Here is a 14859-nt window from a genome sequence, read left to right as displayed (position 1 = left end):
TCCTCGTTTTTCGAAAGCTTTCTTATCGAGTATCTTCGCGCCATGACCGTATCGGCCCAGTTTGAACCCAGAGACCATCGCGACGTCGTCGCGTCTCTGACCAATGAGCAGCGCAGCCGCCTGACCGGCAAGTCGGACGGGCCGGGTCTGGTCCAACTCGCCTTCCATCTCGGCGCGATTGTGGCTATCGGCGGGCTGATTGCGGCCAAGGTGCCGTACTGGCCGCTGTTGATGTTGCCGCAAGGCATTCTCATCGTCTTCCTGTTCACGCTGCTGCATGAGACGGTGCACAGGACGGCGTTCGAGACGCAGTGGCTCAACGATGCCGCCGCAAGGGTCTGCAGCCTGGCGATCGCGCTGCCCGCCGACTGGTTTCGCTATTTCCACTTCGCCCATCACCGTTTCACCCAGGATCCCGAGAACGATCCGGAACTCGCCTTCCCGAAACCGGAGACGATGCGGCAATACATCGTCCACGTCTCGGGCCTGCCGGTGTGGTGGGGGCATTTGCAGACACTCTACACCAACGCGATTGGCGGCTGCCACGACAGCTACGTGCCGCCGAAAGGCCTGCCCAAGGTGCGCACTGAAGCCCGCGCCATGATCGCTTTCTATGTCGTGGTCGCCGCGCTAGCCCTGTGGTTCGAGGCAAGTGTACTGCTCTATGTCTGGATCGTGCCGGCGCTGCTCGGCCAGCCCTTCCTCAGGCTCTATCTGCTGGCCGAGCATGGCCGCTGCCCGCTTGTCGCCAACATGCTGGAAAACACCCGCACCACGCTGACCAACTGGCTGGTGCGCAAAGTCGCCTGGAACATGCCGTATCACGCCGAGCACCACGCCTATCCCGGCGTGCCCTTCCATCAGCTGCCGGCCTTCCACCAGCTGATCGAGCGCCATCTCAAAGTCGTCGAACCCGGCTATGTCAGCTTCCACGAGAAATACGTCGAGACCTTGCGCTGAGGCGCTCGGCCGTCAGCGTAGCGTCTGCTCAACGAGCGTGACGAAATAGCGGAGCACGGTGGGGACGATGGCGTCGTTGAAGACATAGCGATCGCCGTGCAGCCCTTCGCCCGGTCTGACCGCTCCTGCGCCGACCCAGGCATAGCAGCCGCCGGCTTCGCGGACCATGTAGGCAAAATCCTCGCAGCCGAGGCTCGGGTTGAATGCGGTCTCGACCTGCTCGCGGCCGACAACCGCGGTTGCCGCCTGGACGGCCCGGTCAGTGGCAGCCGACGTGTTGACCAGCGGCGGGTAGCCTTTCTTGTAGGCGAGCTTGGCGGTGAGGGCATGCGCCGAGGCAATGCCTTGCGCGATGTCGCCGATCAGCCTTTCGCAATGGTCCGACAAAGTGGGCTCGAAGAAGCGGCAGGTTCCCTGCAGCCAGACCTTGCCCGGCACGATGTTGCCGACATTGCCGCCATGGATCTGGGTGATCGAAACGACCAGCGCCATTTGCGGGTCGACCGAACGGCTGACGATGCGCTGCACGGCTTGAACGAAGGCGCCGGCCGCGAGCACGGGATCGTCGCCTAGCTGCGGCATGGCGGCATGCGCGCCGGTCCCCTCAAAGTTCAGTTCGAAAGTGTCGACGGCCGCCATCATCGACCCGGCACGGGCCGCGATCTTTCCGAGCGGCAGCCCCGGCCAGTTGTGGACGGCGTAGACGGCTTCCACGGGGAAGCGCTCGAACAGTCCGTCCTCGATCATCCGCATGGCGCCGCCTTCATTTTCTTCCGCCGGCTGGAAGATGAAACAGACGGTGCCGTCGAAGGCTCTGTTGTCGGCGAGCAGCTTGGCGGCGCCGAGCAGCATCGCGATGTGCCCGTCGTGGCCGCAGGCATGCATCACGCCGTCTTTCTTCGACGCATATGGCAATCCTGTCTTCTCCAGCACGGGCAAGGCATCGAGTTCGGCCCGAAGCCCGATGGCGCGCACGCCTGGCCGTCCTCTGAGGACGCCAACCACGCCGGTGCCGCCTATGCCTTCATGAACCTCGTCGAGCCCGAAGGTGCGCAGCTTGTCGGCGACGAAGCGCACGGTCTCATACTCTTGGAAACCGAGTTCGGGGTTGGCGTGGATGTGATGCCGCCATTCCACCACCTGCGGGGTGAGGGCGGCGATGGGGTCGTTGTGCAGCATTGCGCTCTCCTTGCCGGCTATCCTAAATTCGGCCTTGTCGATGCCAGCACGTAAAGGTTTTGCGCCGGCAGCGTCTTGAACAGGATTGACCGTGTCTGGAATTCAACAGCCTCAGGAGACGACGCAGTTCTGGCGTCATCCGCGCTTTCGCGATCTTGGCATGCTCAAGGCGCGCTTCACGCGGCATCGCTACCAGCTGCACACGCACCCGACCTATGTCGTCGCCCTGATCACGCAAGGGTGCGAGCGGGTCCGCATCGGCAACGAGACTGTCCTCGCGCCGTCGGGCACGGTTCTGCTCGTCGATCCGGAGATATGGCATGACGGCGAGGCGGGTGCCGACCAGGGTTGGGCTTACCGCACCTTCTATCCGTCGGCCTCGCTCATGGGTGCGATCGCGGACGAGCTCGGGCAGGATCGCCCGCCGTTGTTTTCGCAAGCGATCGTCGATGATGCCGATCTCGTCCAGGCAGTAGGCGTCGCGCACTTGGCTTCGACATCGAATGATGCCACCAGCGCCGAAACATCCATGCTGATCGCCTTGCGCAAGCTCATCCTGCGCCATGGCGATTGGGGCGGCCGGCGGCGCGAGGCGGTCGAAAGCTTCGGATCGAAAAGCCGGCTCCGGGTCTATGAACAGGTCATCGAAGACCATCTGAACTCGGACCTCGATTTGCAGCGGCTCGCTGAAGCCGCAGGCGTGACGCGCTTTCAAGTTATCCGCGATTTCAGGAAAGTGCTGGGTCTCAGCCCTGCTGCCTTCATCCGTGACCGCAGGCTGCGCCGTGCCGATCTGCTGATCCGGCAAGGTTCAGATCTCGCCGGTGCCGCCTTTGCGGCCGGCTTCTCCGACCAAAGCCATCTCTCGCGCACCTTCCGCGCCGCGCATGGAATGACGCCGGGGATGTTCAGGCGCGCCGGGACGCTGCCCTCGTCTTGAGAAGTCGAGCCATGTCGGCGGCCTTTGACGGCATGCCGATCAGAAAGCCCTGCGCCTCGACGCAGCCAGCCTTGCGCAATATGTCGAGCTGCGCTTCGGTCTCGACGCCTTCGGCGGTGACGGTGATGCCAAGTTCGGCACCAAGCCCGATGATCGTGCGCACGATCGCCGCCGTGTCCTTGTTGTCGATATCGTGGATGAAGGAGCGGTCGATCTTGATCTTGTCGACGGGAAAACGCCTGAGATAGCCGAGCGACGAATAGCCGGTGCCGAAATCGTCGAGCGCGATGCGGATACCGAGTTCGCGCAGCTGCCTCAGCGTCTTCAGCACCGTCTCGCTCTCATCCATCAGCACGGTCTCGGTGATTTCCAGTTCGAGCCGGCTGGCCGGCACACCGGAAACGGCCAGCGCCGAAATCACGCTGCGGGCAAAGTCGGCGCTTCTGATCTGCACTGCCGAGACATTGACGGCGATGCGCATTCCAGGCGGCCAGCCGGCGGCCACGCTGCAGGCCTGTTTCAGCGCCCATTCGCCCAGCGGAACGATCAGCCCGCTGTCTTCGGCGGCTGCGATGAAATCGTCGGGCGCCACCAGGCCGCGCGTCGGTGAATTCCACCGCATCAACGCTTCGGCGCCGACGATCTTGCCCGACGCGATGTTGGTGATCGGCTGGAACTCCAGCACGAACTCCCGCCGCTTCAGTGCCGTCTCGAGATCGGTTTCGAGCGCCAGGCGCGCCCGCACCAAGGCATCCATGCCGGGCTCGAAAAAGCGGTAGACGTTGCGGCCTTCGCTCTTGCCGCTGTAAAGCGCCATGTCGGCGTTCTTCAAAAGCGTGTCGGCGTCCTTGCCGTCACCGGGATACAGCGCGATGCCAAGGCTGATGCCGACATGCATGTCGCGGCCCTTGTCGCGAAACGGCTGGCTGACGACAGCGACGATGCGTTTTGCCAGTTGTTCCGCATCGGTGGCGCCTTTGGGATTGAACTGCAGGATGGCGAACTCGTCGCCACCGAGGCGGGCGACCACATCGGTGTCGCTGCGCAGGCTGTGCCGCAACCGCTCCGCCACGCATTTCAGCAGCCAGTCACCGGCCGGGTGTCCCCAGGTGTCGTTGACGGCCTTGAAGCGATCGAGGTCGAGTGAGAAGATCGCCAACGGTGTATCGCCGGCCATCGCCTGGTCGAGCCGTTCGCGAAACATCGAGCGGTTGGGCAGGTCGGTCAGCGTGTCGTAATGGGCAAGGTGGCTCATGCGCTCTTCGGCGCGCCGGCGCTCGGTGATGTCTTCGAAGGTCGCCACCCAGCCGCCACCGGCAAGCGGCCGGCGCGCAACCAGCAGCGTTCGGCCATCGGCAAGGCTGCGGTCTGTCGAACGCTCCTCACCGGCCTGCAGGCTGGCTCTGGTGTTGGCGATCTCGCCGTCGATGTCCATCGACGGATAGATGCGCAGTCGCACCATCTGTTCGAGCAGGGCGCGCTGGCTCATGCCGAGCGGGAAGTCGTCAGGCGTGACCTTGTAGAGGTCGAGGAAGCGCTGGTTGCGCACGATCAGCGTGCCTTCGGCGTCGTACATCAACAGGCCTTGCGACATGTTGGCGAGCGCCGCATCGAAGCGGCGGTGCTGCTCCTTCAGTTCCTGCTCGGCCCGCCTTTGCTCCGTAATGTCCTCATAGATCGACACCCAGCCGCCTGAGGCCAGCGGCCGGTGCGTGATGGAAACGATGCGTCCGTCCGACAGTATTTCCTCGTAGGTCGAGGCTTGCGCGCGCTCGATATAGGGCTTGCGGATGGCATACAGGTCTTCGGCGCTCTGTGAGGCGACACCGATGTCGACGCTGTGCTTTAGAATGTCCAGGAACGCGATGCCGGGCCGCACGATCTTCGCGTCGAGGGAGAAGATGCTGATATAGTTGCCGTTGCAGATGATCATCCGCTCGTCGGCGTCGAACATGCACAGCCCGTGCGACATATTCTCGACGGCCGCCGAAAAGCGCTCGTTCTGGTGGCGCAGTTCGTCGGCGATCTGCCGTGGCGCGGCGACGCCTCCGGCTCCCCGTCTGCTGACGGGCGAACCACCCTTGACGTGCGCAACGGACATGAGGCGTGCCTGCTGACCGTGATCGAAACCCGGTACTGTGGTTACCGCTGGTTAATTTAGCGTATGTTCACTGCGCCGAATGCACGGCAACCGTTGCCTGGCGTTGCTTTTCAAGCGTTGCGTAGCGTTTGAGGAAGGCAGCTTGCGCGGAGGTCACCGAGTGCGGCGTAAAGTCGAAGCGGTCGGCATTGAAGCCGCGCGGCCGGCCGAAGAACTCGGTTGCTTCTGCGGTCGAGAAACCGGCAAGCAGCGTCGCCTCGTAATAGGCGGCGATCTGGTCGGCGCGCTTGATCTCCTTGCGCAAGCCGACGCCGAGTTCGGGCGGCAGCGAAAAGCGCTGATGGATGGCGCGCTGGAGACGCAGCTCACACTCCTTGTAGGAGCCGCCCATTACCGATTTGAACGGCGAGATCATGTCGCCGATGACATATTCCGGCGCGTCATGCAGCAGTGCTGCCAGCTGAGCGTTGGCGGAGGCGTCCGGCTGCAACTCGCTGAATAGCGCCTCGACCAGCAGCGAATGCTGCGCAACCGAAAAGGCGTGATCGCCGCGGGTCTGGCCGTTCCAGCGGGCGACGCGGGCAAGCCCGTGGGCGATGTCGGAGATTTCGATGTCGAGCGGCGAGGGGTCGAGCAGGTCGAGCCGCCGTCCCGACAGCATGCGCTGCCACGCGCGGGGTGGCGCTCCGACGCGATCGGCAGCCATCAGGCATCCTCCGCGCCGATGGCTTCCCTGGGAAAGCTGAACTTCGCCCAGGACGGGATGGCGAGCGAGACGGTGACATCACCGGCCAGTACCGGCTGGCCAGCGTCGAGCGCCGCCTTGACCCGGTCGATGCGGGCAATGGCGAGTCCGGCCGTGCCCGCGCTGGAACCGAGCGTGCCGACCGGCCGCCCCGCAACCGTCAGCTCCGAGCCCGGCGCGGGCAAGGCACGGTCGGCCGAAACGATCAGCACGCGCCGCCTGGCGGTGCCGCGATGCTGCATGCGCGAGACCACTTCCTGGCCGACATAGCAGCCTTTCTTGAAGCCGACGCCGCCGGTCTCGTCGAGCAGCACGTCGTGAGGGAAGGCATCGCCGAGCTGATAATCGGAACCGCTTTCGGCAATGCCGTTGGCGATGCGGAGCGTCTGCCATGCAGCCGGATCGCCACCTACGGATGCGCCGCCATAGGAACGGCTCACAACCACATCGCGGAAGCGGGCATCGGCAAGTGTCGTTGAATCAGAAGGTGAGGCGCTTGAATCATCGCCCCACGCAACCGTCACAAGCACTTGATCCTGCTTGGCGATCTCGGCCTTGGCGCGCAGCTTGTAAAGCATCAGCCGGCGCAGGAAGTCGTCTGCGACGTCGGCACGGCAATCCAGCCGGAATCCGTCCTCGCCGCTACGCGAGATCAGGAAATCAAACAGGATCTTGCCTTGCGGCGAAAGCAGCGCACCGGGTTTTGCCGCACCGGCGCCCAGCGTGTCGAGGTCGGTGGTGAGGATGTTCTGCAAAAAATGCTCGGCATCCGGGCCTGACACAGAAATGAGAGCGCGGTCTTTGAGCAGGGCAAAAGGCATGGGCGGCAAAGAACCTGATCTTGCAAAACGGTCGGCCTTTACGTAAGCCGACGATACTCCCCCCGCAAGAGACCGAACGCCCATGGCCACCACCTACGACCTCATCCTGACAGGCGGCACGGTGGTCAACCATGATGGCGAGGGCGCGCGCGATGTCGGCGTCAAGGGTGGTCGCATCGTCGCAATGGGCGATCTTCGCCAAGCTTCGGCCGGCGAAGCGATCGACTGTCGCGGGCTGCACGTCCTGCCCGGCGTCGTTGACAGCCAGGTGCATTTTCGCGAGCCGGGGCTGGAGCACAAGGAAGATCTCGAGAGTGGATCTCGCGCCGCTGTTCTGGGCGGGGTCACCGCCGTCTTCGAAATGCCCAACACCAATCCGCTGACCACCAGCGAGGCGGCGCTTGCCGACAAGGTGCGCCGCGCCACCAGCCGGATGCATTGCGACTTCGCCTTCTGGGTTGGCGGCACGCGCGAGAATGCCGATGATCTCGGTGAGCTCGAGCGGCTGCCGGGTGCTGCCGGGATAAAGGTGTTCATGGGCTCGTCCACCGGCGACCTGCTGGTCGAGGACGACGAGGGTGTCGCATCGATCCTGCGCAACACCCGCCGCCGTGCCGCCTTTCACTCGGAGGACGAGTTCCGGCTGCGCGAGCGCCTCGGCTTGCGCGTCGAGGGCGACCCGTCATCGCATCCCGTCTGGCGCGACGAGATCGCGGCGCTTCGCTGTACCGAGCGGCTGGTGCGCATCGCGCGCAACACCCGCGCCCGCATCCATGTGCTGCATATCTCCACTGCCGAGGAAATCATCTTCCTCCAACAGCACAAGGATGTCGCCACCTGCGAGGCGACGCCGCACCATTTGACACTCGCCGCCGACGACTATGCGCGGCTGGGCACGCTGATCCAGATGAATCCGCCGGTTCGCGCGGCCCGCCATCGCGACGGCGTCTGGCACGGCATTGCGCAAGGCATCATTGACGTGCTGGGCTCCGATCACGCCCCGCACACGCCGGCCGAGAAGGCAAAGCCCTATCCGGCCTCGCCGTCTGGCATGACCGGGGTGCAGACGCTGGTGCCGATCATGCTCGACCATGTCAATTCAGGCCGGCTGACCCTGCAGCGCTTCGTCGACCTCTCCAGCCACGGCCCGCAGCGCATCTTCGGCATGGCCAGGAAAGGCCGCATCGCCGCCGGCTACGATGCCGATTTCACCATTGTCGACCTCCAGCGGCGCGAGACCATCACCAATGCGCAAGCCGGCTCCAGGGCCGGCTGGACGCCCTATGACGGCAAGGAAGTCACCGGCTGGCCGATCGGCACCATCGTGCGCGGTCGTCGCGTGATGTGGGAAGGCGAGATCGTCACGCCCGGGCAGGGCAGGCCGGTAGAGTTTTCCGAGGCGCTGCCGGCTTAGCGGTTTCTTGCTGCGTTGGATTTTTTAAGCGCTATCCACTACGTTAAGGGCATTATGAACGCAGATATCGCGCCCATGATTGTCCCTGCGGAGTTTCCGGAGCTCCAGGCGCTCGCCTGGAACCGCGATGCGGCACGCCCGATTCCGGCCGAAGAGGCATTTGCGCTGTATGAGCGTAATTGGCGGTTTGTCGATCAAAAGCGTCTTACTGTGCGTGAGAAGATGCTTATCCAAAGTTTGGCAGACAAATTCGGTCACGGCGTGCTCTTGACCGCCGGCTGATTTCCCTCACCTGATCGTTCCTCGCAGCCGGAATATCAACAGGACACACCGCGAGCGTCATGATGGAATTCAAGAGGCCCGAGCACCAGATCATTGCCGAAGCGCTCGGGTTGATGGATCGCCATTTCCTGACCGCAAACCAGTGCTGGTTCGGCGGTGGCACTGCGATCGTTATGAAATTCGGGGAATATCGCCGCTCACTGGATGTGGACTTCCTGTGTGCCGACAGTGATGGCTATCGCGAATTGCGGACCTCCGCAGCCGAACGTGGCGTCAGAGCATTCTTTCCTGAGCCGGTCGAGGCTGTTCGGGACTTCCAGATCGATCAATATGGCTTGCGGACGATCGTGCGGTTGAAAGGCCAAACGATCAAGTTTGAAGTCATCCGCGAAGGCCGCATAAAACTGCGAGGCCATTTCGACGACGATCTGAATGTATCCGCCCTGGTCCCGGCGGATATGTTTGCCGAGAAGTTGCTGGCGAACGCGGATCGATGTCAGGACCGTGCAATTGCATATCGCGATGCCATCGATCTTGGAGTGCTGGTTGGCATCTACAAGGAAATCCCGAGCGACGCTGTTGGCAAGGCGAAGGCGGCCTATGGCGTGGATATCGAGCGCAAGGTGGCTTGGGTGGTAAACAGGCTGCGGGACAAGGAAGAATTGCGGCATGCCGCCGAGGTGCTGCAAATGGATCCCAACGCGGCGGTCGAAGCGATTTCGGCCCTTCGATGTGAAGGCGTCCGCATCTGGCCTGACACGGGTATTGCCCCGGAGCTTTCCAGCCCTGGTCAATAGCCGTAAGGGCGTTGCAGAAACTCAATCCCCGGCGACGAAGAATGTCCACTGTCCGGCCGGCGTGATGCCGACGCGGTAGAAGATGTAGGCGCCGAACTGCTTCATGTCGTCATAGTCGCCGGCGGTGACGATCTTGAACAGCTCGATCCGCTGCCTGGCGTTGAGCTTGTCCAGCGGCAGGGCGAAGAAATACGGCCAGACATAGAGTTCCTGCGGTGTGCCGACGTCTACATGGACATAGCCGGCATTGAGCACCTCTTCCAGGATAGCGAGGATTTCCTGACCTTCCTTGTCGCCCGATAGCCCTTTCAGGAACGCGATCGGGTCGCCCTCGATTTCGCCCAGCGACAATTGGGTCATGGTGTCGCCCTTGCCGATCAGCGGCCGCAGCTCCTCGATGTCGCCGCTGACGCAGGCCTCGACCATCAGATCACGCATGCGCCTGACGGGCTCCGGCAATTTGGAAAGGTCGTAGACGACTTCAGGCACCGGCCCTTCGGGATCGGCACTTGGGTTGGCTACGCCGCCATCGTTGGCGGGGGCTTCCGGTTGGCTTTGTCCGGGCTCCGTGGGCGATTTCGGCTGGCTGGCCGCCGGTGGCGCCGTGCCGGGCAGATCGGGCATTGGCACTGAATTTTCAGACGGCGCCGTCTCACCATTGGCTGGTGGCCCGGCAGGAGCTGGAAGCTCCTCGCGCTTGATCTCGCTCAGCGCGTAGGCAGGGTTGCTGGTCAGGACAAACGCCAGCGGAACCGCGGCGCAAGAGGCGGCAAGCCAGATGCTGAGGACCACGCCGCGAGGCCGGCCTGACATCGAAAAATTCACCGCTTGCCTCTCCTTGGGCCTAGGCTCTTCAGGCATGATGCCCAAACGACTCGCCGTCGTCAAAGAACCGGTAAGCTGGCAGTGCACCCTCTGAGACGCGCGACGCCTAGTGCCGAAACCGCTCCGGCTCGAAGGCGCCGGCGATCACCTTTTCACGCATGCGATCGAGCAGGGCAAGGGCCGAGGTTTCGCCATTGGCTCGCAGCATCTCGCCGAACGCGGTTTCAAGCGCTGCCTCGGCGATGATTTCAGGTTCTATGCCGGCCGACAGACCTTCCGCCCAGGCCTCGCTATGGCTTTCCACCGCGGTCAGGCGCTTTTCTTCCCTGACCAGCGCGTCGATGTCGTTGACGCCATGTTCCATTTGCGATGTCCACCTTTTCAAGCGGCGGTCCGACGGGTCGGATCCGGCTTGGGCTGCCCCTATCTCACGCAGGCTTAGTAAGTATCTGTAAATACCACATTTTTTTGATCGTCTTTACAAACTTCGTCGCCTGCGTTCGGTCCGATTCAAACTTAGCCGATTAGACCGGTGAGCGGGATGAAAACCTTCAGTTTGAGTTAATTCCGCATTCGCGCGCTAACGTTTCGTTAATACTGTTGCGCAAGTGCAACACCAAGATTGCATCAACGTGCCGTGGATACAAGGCGGGTGCTCGAAAAGGCGTTGGCTAAACGCCGTCTGCCGCTCATCAGTTGCCGTAACGCGAGGCGATGTCGCGCGACAGCGTCTCGCCTTCCTTCATGTAGCGGCTGATGGCTTCGGTCGCTGACGGCGTGCATTGGGTATAGGTGCCGCCGAAGGAACGGTAACCGCGGTTGAAGCTGGCGATGAAGCGGGCACGCCGCTCCGGATCGGGATTTTCCGAATCGATCAGCTTTTCCATCTCGGTGCGCCACTGGTCGCCCTTTTCGCCGCACAGATTGCGCAGGAAATGCAGCGACCCCAGCACCTCGGCCAGTCGCATCAGCCGGGGCTCGAACGGCGACTCGGCGGCCAGCCCCGGCTGCACGGCAAAAGCCGCGGCGGTGGCGATGCATGCGGCAAGGAACAGCGAGGTGCGGGTCATAAGTCTATCTGACGAAACATTTTGTCGCCTGCAAGGCGATTCTCGGAGCGGCAGATATGGGCCTGCTTCAGGCCAAAAGCTCTTCAGCCACCTCCATGACGTCACCCGCGAGCGGCAGCGTCGCCATTTCATCAAGACTATAGAAGGCGGCGGTCTCGGCATCGTCGCTGGCCGTCGCTTCGCCGCCGGCATAAACGGCGCCGAACACGGTCAGCAGATAGTCGACCGGGTGATTCTCGCCGCTGCCGTCGATGTGGATGTCGCGAAGCGGACGATAGTCCTGCGCCCGCAGCCCGGTTTCCTCCAGCAATTCGCGCACTGCTGCTTCTTGCAGCGTCTCGCCGGGCTCGACCTTGCCGCCGGGAAAGGCATAAAGCCCCTGCGACGGCGGCCGCGCCCGCTTGACCAGCAGCACCGTCCTGCCGCGCACGACGGCGACCGAGACTGCGGGAAGTGTCTTGCGCTGCTCGTTCATCGATATCGATTCGCTTATGTGAGGCCACACCCTGTGGACCGGCTGGCAGCGAGCAGCTTTAGCGGTTGCGCAGCGCCGGTTCCATCGCCACGTTCGCGATCGGATCAATTCATCGAGCTTGCCAATGTGCGGACGCTTTGCCCTGACGGCCACGCCGGACCAGACCGCCGCCTTGCTCGGCCTGGCGGAGCTGGACGATTTTCCGGCCCGCTACAACATCGCGCCGACGCAGCCGGTGCTAATGGCGCTGTCGGGGCCGCCGCGCATGCCGGGCTCGAATTTCCCGGATCGCCAGGCGATGCTGGTACGCTGGGGGCTGATCCCAACCTGGGTCAAGGACACCAGGGAATTTCCGCTGCTCATCAACGCGCGTTCGGAAGGCGCTATTGAAAAAGCCTCGTTCAAATCCGCCATGCGCCATCGCCGTGCCTTGGTGCCGGCCTCCGGCTTCTATGAGTGGCAGCAATCCGGCAGCGGCAAGAAGGGCCAGCCCTACTGGATACGGCCGAGGCATGGCGGGTTGATCGCCTTTGCCGGGCTGATTGAAACCTATGCCGAGCCGGGCGGTTCGGAAATGGACACCGGCGCCATTCTTACCATCAACGCCAATGCCGGCATCGCCCATATCCATGACCGGATGCCGGTGGTGATCGCGCCTGAAGATTTTGCCCGCTGGCTGGACTGCCGCACGCTCGAACCGCGCGATGTGGCCGACCTGCTCAAACCCGCGCTGCCCGATTTCTTCGAGGCAATTCCGGTCTCCGACCTCGTCAACAAGGTCGCCAACACCGGGCCGGAGATACAGGACATGGGCATCGTCGAGCCCGACAAGGTCAGGCGCCAGAAGCCCGGCGCGGACGACAGTCAGATGACGCTGTTTTAGAGCGCGCTCCCAAGAAGCCAGGTCCGGTCTTCGGGAAGAACCTGCTCAATAGGAAGAGCTGTTGTTTTCAGGCGCGCTATGAGCGCCTCAGCCTTCCGTTCCGGCGCACGCCTTGTCGGCGGCCGGCACGATGCCTGTTCAGGCAGCGCGGGGCGAAGTGATTTTCGGCGCCGGCTTTTTATTCTTCGCGGTGTGCAGAAGGGCGGCGACGATCGCGGCCGGGCCGATCGCACGGTAGTGGTTGGCGAGCGCCGGTTGCTTGGCGCGGCTCGATTCCTGCTTGGTTCGTGACATCGATCTCTTCCCTGGTAACATTTCCGTGTCTGCGTTTGCCGGCCGAATCTGACCGAATCGTGACCTATGGTGGACTAGCCGGCGAATGTTTCATGACTGTGCCGACATGTTTAATAAAATGTTTCAGCGGCTCCTGACCTATGATCCAGCGACGCTTTTGCCGGAAGTTGCGACTTGACGGCAACACCGGCCAAGGCGATAAAGCCGCCGATGAAAACGTTTTTCGCCATTTGTGGCATTTGCATTATTGGCTAGCTTCGCGCTGGTCCGGACGTTTTCGCCTCATCTTTCCCCAGAGTGGACAAACGCCCCGGCCAGCAGGCTGGAGCCGATTTGTGCCTTGGCACAGGTTAGACTCCATCCAGAACTTAACGGGCCGGAAGGGCACGCATGTCTGACGCATCGAAGGGTCTCAGCCTCTACAACACGCTAACGCGGACGAAGGACGTGTTCGTCCCGATCGACCCGTCAAATGTGCGCATTTATGTCTGCGGTCCGACCGTCTACGACTTTGCCCATATCGGCAATGCGCGTCCGGCGATCGTCTTCGACGTGCTGTTCCGTTTGCTGCGTCACCTCTACGGCGAGGCTGGTGTCACGTATGTGCGCAACATCACAGATGTCGACGACAAGATTAACGCCCGCGCGCTGCGCGATTTCGGCGCCGAGATCGCGTCGGGAAACCTGACGCTCAACGAGGCGATCCGCCGCGTCACCGAAAAAACCGCCGACCAGTACCACAAGGATGTCGCCGCACTCGGCTGCTTGCCGCCGACGGTCGAGCCACGCGCCACCGAGTTCGTCGCGCGCCGCGCCGACGGCAAGGTTGACATGATCACCCTCATCGAACGTTTGATCGAACGCGGCCACGCCTATGTCGCCGCCGGCGAAGTGCTGTTCGACACCGCCTCGATGCCGGATTATGGCGAGCTGTCGAAGCGCAATCTCGACGAACAGCAGGCCGGTGCGCGAATTGCCGTCGACGCTCACAAGAGGAGCCCGGGGGATTTCGTGCTGTGGAAATTGTCGTCACCGGAGGAGCCCGGCTGGGACAGCCCATGGGGCAGGGGCCGGCCCGGTTGGCATATCGAGTGCTCGGCCATGTCGGCCGCCTATCTCGGCGACGTCTTCGACATCCATGGCGGCGGCCTCGACCTGATCTTCCCGCACCATGAGAACGAGATCGCCCAGTCGCGTTGCGCCCACGGCACCGACGTCATGGCCAATGTCTGGATGCACAACGGCTTCCTGCAGGTCGAGGGCCAGAAAATGTCGAAGAGCGTCGGCAGTTTCTACGCCATCGCCGAACTGCTGGAAACCGACACTTTCGGCGGCCGCAAATGGCCGGGCGAGGTGCTGCGGCTGGCGATGCTGATGACGCATTACCGCGAGCCGATCGACTTCTCCGTGCGCAAGCTGGAGGAAGCCGAGAACACGCTGCGCAAATGGAAACGCGCGGCTGACCTGGCGCCGTCGGCAGGGCAAGTCCCGGCGGAGATTGTGGCGGCACTGTCGGACGACCTCGCCACCTACGCCGCCTTCCAGCAACTCACGCAGCTTGCCGGTGAGGCCGCGGAGGGCAACGAAGCGGCCGCATCGTTGAAGGCATCGCTGTTGTTCCTCGGCTTCGATATCGGCGCGGCCGCCGTGGATGAGGACAGCGTTGCCAAGTCGATCGCGCAGCGCCTGGAGTTCATCGCCGCCAAAAACTGGGCCGAAGCTGACCGCATCCGCGACGAGCTTCTGGAGCAAGGCGTGCAGCTGAAAGACGGCAAAGATCCTGTTACCAACGAACGCGTGACGACGTGGGAGGTGAAGCGGTGAGGGTGGCGCTAGGCAGCGTTGTAAGATTGGCGAAGGCGGCAGCGACAGCCAATCTCCCCCCTTGCGGGGGAGATGTCCGCCAGGACAGAGGGGGGTGTGAAGGAACGCCAGCGTTCCTTCTTGCCCACTTTCATTTAGGTCACTTTCTGAGAACGCAATGGCTGCCGGTTGAGACGCTGGCGGGACAGCACCCCCCTCTGTCCTGCCGGACATCTCCCCCGCAAGGGGGGAGATTGGCCCTCGCCTCGG

Annotated in this window: 16 protein-coding genes; 7 read left to right on the top strand and 9 right to left on the bottom strand. The window is 62.9% G+C overall.

Annotated elements, in window-relative coordinates:
* Positions 1-42 precede the first annotated feature (42 nt).
* Positions 43-960, top strand: coding sequence for a fatty acid desaturase family protein (locus tag NKI32_RS21510; protein WP_352763084.1), 918 nt, complete (start codon positions 43-45; stop codon positions 958-960).
* A gap of 12 nt (positions 961-972) precedes the next feature.
* On the opposite strand, the gene NKI32_RS21505 is transcribed toward NKI32_RS21510, so the two are convergent.
* Positions 973-2139, bottom strand: coding sequence for an amidohydrolase (locus NKI32_RS21505; RefSeq protein ID WP_023692869.1), 1167 nt, complete (start codon positions 2137-2139; stop codon positions 973-975).
* A gap of 91 nt (positions 2140-2230) precedes the next feature.
* Here NKI32_RS21505 and NKI32_RS21500 point away from each other — a divergent pair, with 91 nt between their 5' ends.
* Positions 2231-3079 carry an AraC family transcriptional regulator gene (locus NKI32_RS21500; protein WP_353003522.1) on the top strand — a complete coding sequence of 283 codons (849 nt, stop codon included), beginning with the start codon at positions 2231-2233 and terminating at the stop codon, positions 3077-3079.
* Here the strand turns inward: NKI32_RS21500 and NKI32_RS21495 are convergent.
* From NKI32_RS21495 to ygfZ, 3 genes are all read right to left on the bottom strand, one after another.
* A complete protein-coding gene (locus NKI32_RS21495; RefSeq protein ID WP_023738577.1) occupies positions 3048-5180 on the bottom strand; it encodes a putative bifunctional diguanylate cyclase/phosphodiesterase in 2133 nt (710 codons plus the stop codon). The two genes, NKI32_RS21500 and NKI32_RS21495, sit on opposite strands and share 32 nt — an antisense overlap.
* Before the next feature lie 67 nt (positions 5181-5247).
* The gene (locus NKI32_RS21490; RefSeq protein ID WP_352512311.1) at positions 5248-5886 is read right to left on the bottom strand and encodes an HD domain-containing protein; all 639 of its coding nucleotides are present in this window, start codon (positions 5884-5886) and stop codon (positions 5248-5250) included.
* Complete coding sequence (gene ygfZ / locus NKI32_RS21485; RefSeq protein ID WP_352512309.1) at positions 5886-6746, bottom strand: CAF17-like 4Fe-4S cluster assembly/insertion protein YgfZ; 861 nt, start codon at positions 6744-6746, stop codon at positions 5886-5888. The genes NKI32_RS21490 and ygfZ overlap by 1 nt, the downstream gene beginning before the upstream one ends.
* A gap of 82 nt (positions 6747-6828) precedes the next feature.
* Between ygfZ and NKI32_RS21480 the strand changes: the two genes are divergently transcribed.
* The 3 genes from NKI32_RS21480 to NKI32_RS21470 all read left to right on the top strand — a co-directional run bounded on the left by NKI32_RS21480 (position 6829) and on the right by NKI32_RS21470 (position 9239).
* Positions 6829-8160 carry a dihydroorotase gene (locus tag NKI32_RS21480; RefSeq protein ID WP_352512308.1) on the top strand — a complete coding sequence of 444 codons (1332 nt, stop codon included), beginning with the start codon at positions 6829-6831 and terminating at the stop codon, positions 8158-8160.
* 54 nt (positions 8161-8214) lie between these two features.
* The gene (locus NKI32_RS21475; RefSeq protein WP_027049982.1) at positions 8215-8442 is read left to right on the top strand and encodes a hypothetical protein; all 228 of its coding nucleotides are present in this window, start codon (positions 8215-8217) and stop codon (positions 8440-8442) included.
* Between the two features lie 62 nt (positions 8443-8504).
* Positions 8505-9239, top strand: a complete 735-nt coding sequence (locus NKI32_RS21470) for a nucleotidyl transferase AbiEii/AbiGii toxin family protein (RefSeq protein ID WP_352512406.1) — start codon at positions 8505-8507, stop codon at positions 9237-9239.
* Between the two features lie 21 nt (positions 9240-9260).
* On the opposite strand, the gene NKI32_RS21465 is transcribed toward NKI32_RS21470, so the two are convergent.
* The 4 genes from NKI32_RS21465 to NKI32_RS21450 all read right to left on the bottom strand — a co-directional run bounded on the left by NKI32_RS21465 (position 9261) and on the right by NKI32_RS21450 (position 11609).
* Positions 9261-10064: a hypothetical protein gene (locus NKI32_RS21465; RefSeq protein WP_353003519.1), complete on the bottom strand. Its 804-nt coding sequence runs from the start codon at positions 10062-10064 to the stop codon at positions 9261-9263.
* A 106-nt stretch (positions 10065-10170) separates the two neighbouring features.
* A complete protein-coding gene (locus tag NKI32_RS21460; RefSeq protein WP_023673564.1) occupies positions 10171-10428 on the bottom strand; it encodes a hypothetical protein in 258 nt (85 codons plus the stop codon).
* 328 nt (positions 10429-10756) lie between these two features.
* Positions 10757-11134, bottom strand: coding sequence for a TIGR02301 family protein (locus NKI32_RS21455; RefSeq protein ID WP_352512305.1), 378 nt, complete (start codon positions 11132-11134; stop codon positions 10757-10759).
* A 67-nt stretch (positions 11135-11201) separates the two neighbouring features.
* Complete coding sequence (locus tag NKI32_RS21450) at positions 11202-11609, bottom strand: NUDIX hydrolase (protein WP_023698665.1); 408 nt, start codon at positions 11607-11609, stop codon at positions 11202-11204.
* A 124-nt stretch (positions 11610-11733) separates the two neighbouring features.
* Between NKI32_RS21450 and NKI32_RS21445 the strand changes: the two genes are divergently transcribed.
* Positions 11734-12492 (top strand): SOS response-associated peptidase, encoded by a 759-nt coding sequence (locus NKI32_RS21445; RefSeq protein WP_352512303.1) that lies wholly within the window; start codon positions 11734-11736, stop codon positions 12490-12492.
* A gap of 138 nt (positions 12493-12630) precedes the next feature.
* Here the strand turns inward: NKI32_RS21445 and NKI32_RS21440 are convergent, their stop codons facing one another.
* Positions 12631-12786 (bottom strand): hypothetical protein, encoded by a 156-nt coding sequence (locus tag NKI32_RS21440; RefSeq protein WP_023673568.1) that lies wholly within the window; start codon positions 12784-12786, stop codon positions 12631-12633.
* A 390-nt stretch (positions 12787-13176) separates the two neighbouring features.
* Between NKI32_RS21440 and cysS the strand changes: the two genes are divergently transcribed.
* Complete coding sequence (cysS, locus tag NKI32_RS21435) at positions 13177-14610, top strand: cysteine--tRNA ligase (RefSeq protein WP_352512301.1); 1434 nt, start codon at positions 13177-13179, stop codon at positions 14608-14610.
* Positions 14611-14859: the final 249 nt, after the last annotated feature.

The organism is Mesorhizobium sp. M0761, assembly GCF_040320205.1.
Lineage (GTDB): Bacteria > Pseudomonadota > Alphaproteobacteria > Rhizobiales > Rhizobiaceae > Mesorhizobium.
This window is presented reverse-complemented; position numbering and strand designations above follow the sequence as displayed.

Excerpts from the sequence above, each read along its gene's own strand:
- NKI32_RS21470 (WP_352512406.1), top strand. The coding sequence starts at position 8,505 with ATGGAATTCAAGAGGCCCGAGCACCAGATCATTGCCGAAGCGCTCGGG.
- NKI32_RS21475 (WP_027049982.1), top strand. The coding sequence starts at position 8,215 with ATGAACGCAGATATCGCGCCCATGATTGTCCCTGCGGAGTTTCCGGAG.
- NKI32_RS21495 (WP_023738577.1), bottom strand. The coding sequence starts at position 5,180 with ATGTCCGTTGCGCACGTCAAGGGTGGTTCGCCCGTCAGCAGACGGGGA.
- NKI32_RS21490 (WP_352512311.1), bottom strand. The coding sequence starts at position 5,886 with ATGGCTGCCGATCGCGTCGGAGCGCCACCCCGCGCGTGGCAGCGCATG.
- NKI32_RS21450 (WP_023698665.1), bottom strand. The coding sequence starts at position 11,609 with ATGAACGAGCAGCGCAAGACACTTCCCGCAGTCTCGGTCGCCGTCGTG.
- cysS (WP_352512301.1), top strand. The coding sequence starts at position 13,177 with ATGTCTGACGCATCGAAGGGTCTCAGCCTCTACAACACGCTAACGCGG.
- NKI32_RS21440 (WP_023673568.1), bottom strand. The coding sequence starts at position 12,786 with ATGTCACGAACCAAGCAGGAATCGAGCCGCGCCAAGCAACCGGCGCTC.
- NKI32_RS21505 (WP_023692869.1), bottom strand. The coding sequence starts at position 2,139 with ATGCTGCACAACGACCCCATCGCCGCCCTCACCCCGCAGGTGGTGGAA.
- NKI32_RS21460 (WP_023673564.1), bottom strand. The coding sequence starts at position 10,428 with ATGGAACATGGCGTCAACGACATCGACGCGCTGGTCAGGGAAGAAAAG.
- ygfZ (WP_352512309.1), bottom strand. The coding sequence starts at position 6,746 with ATGCCTTTTGCCCTGCTCAAAGACCGCGCTCTCATTTCTGTGTCAGGC.
- NKI32_RS21445 (WP_352512303.1), top strand. The coding sequence starts at position 11,734 with ATGTGCGGACGCTTTGCCCTGACGGCCACGCCGGACCAGACCGCCGCC.
- NKI32_RS21455 (WP_352512305.1), bottom strand. The coding sequence starts at position 11,134 with ATGACCCGCACCTCGCTGTTCCTTGCCGCATGCATCGCCACCGCCGCG.
- NKI32_RS21510 (WP_352763084.1), top strand. The coding sequence starts at position 43 with ATGACCGTATCGGCCCAGTTTGAACCCAGAGACCATCGCGACGTCGTC.
- NKI32_RS21480 (WP_352512308.1), top strand. The coding sequence starts at position 6,829 with ATGGCCACCACCTACGACCTCATCCTGACAGGCGGCACGGTGGTCAAC.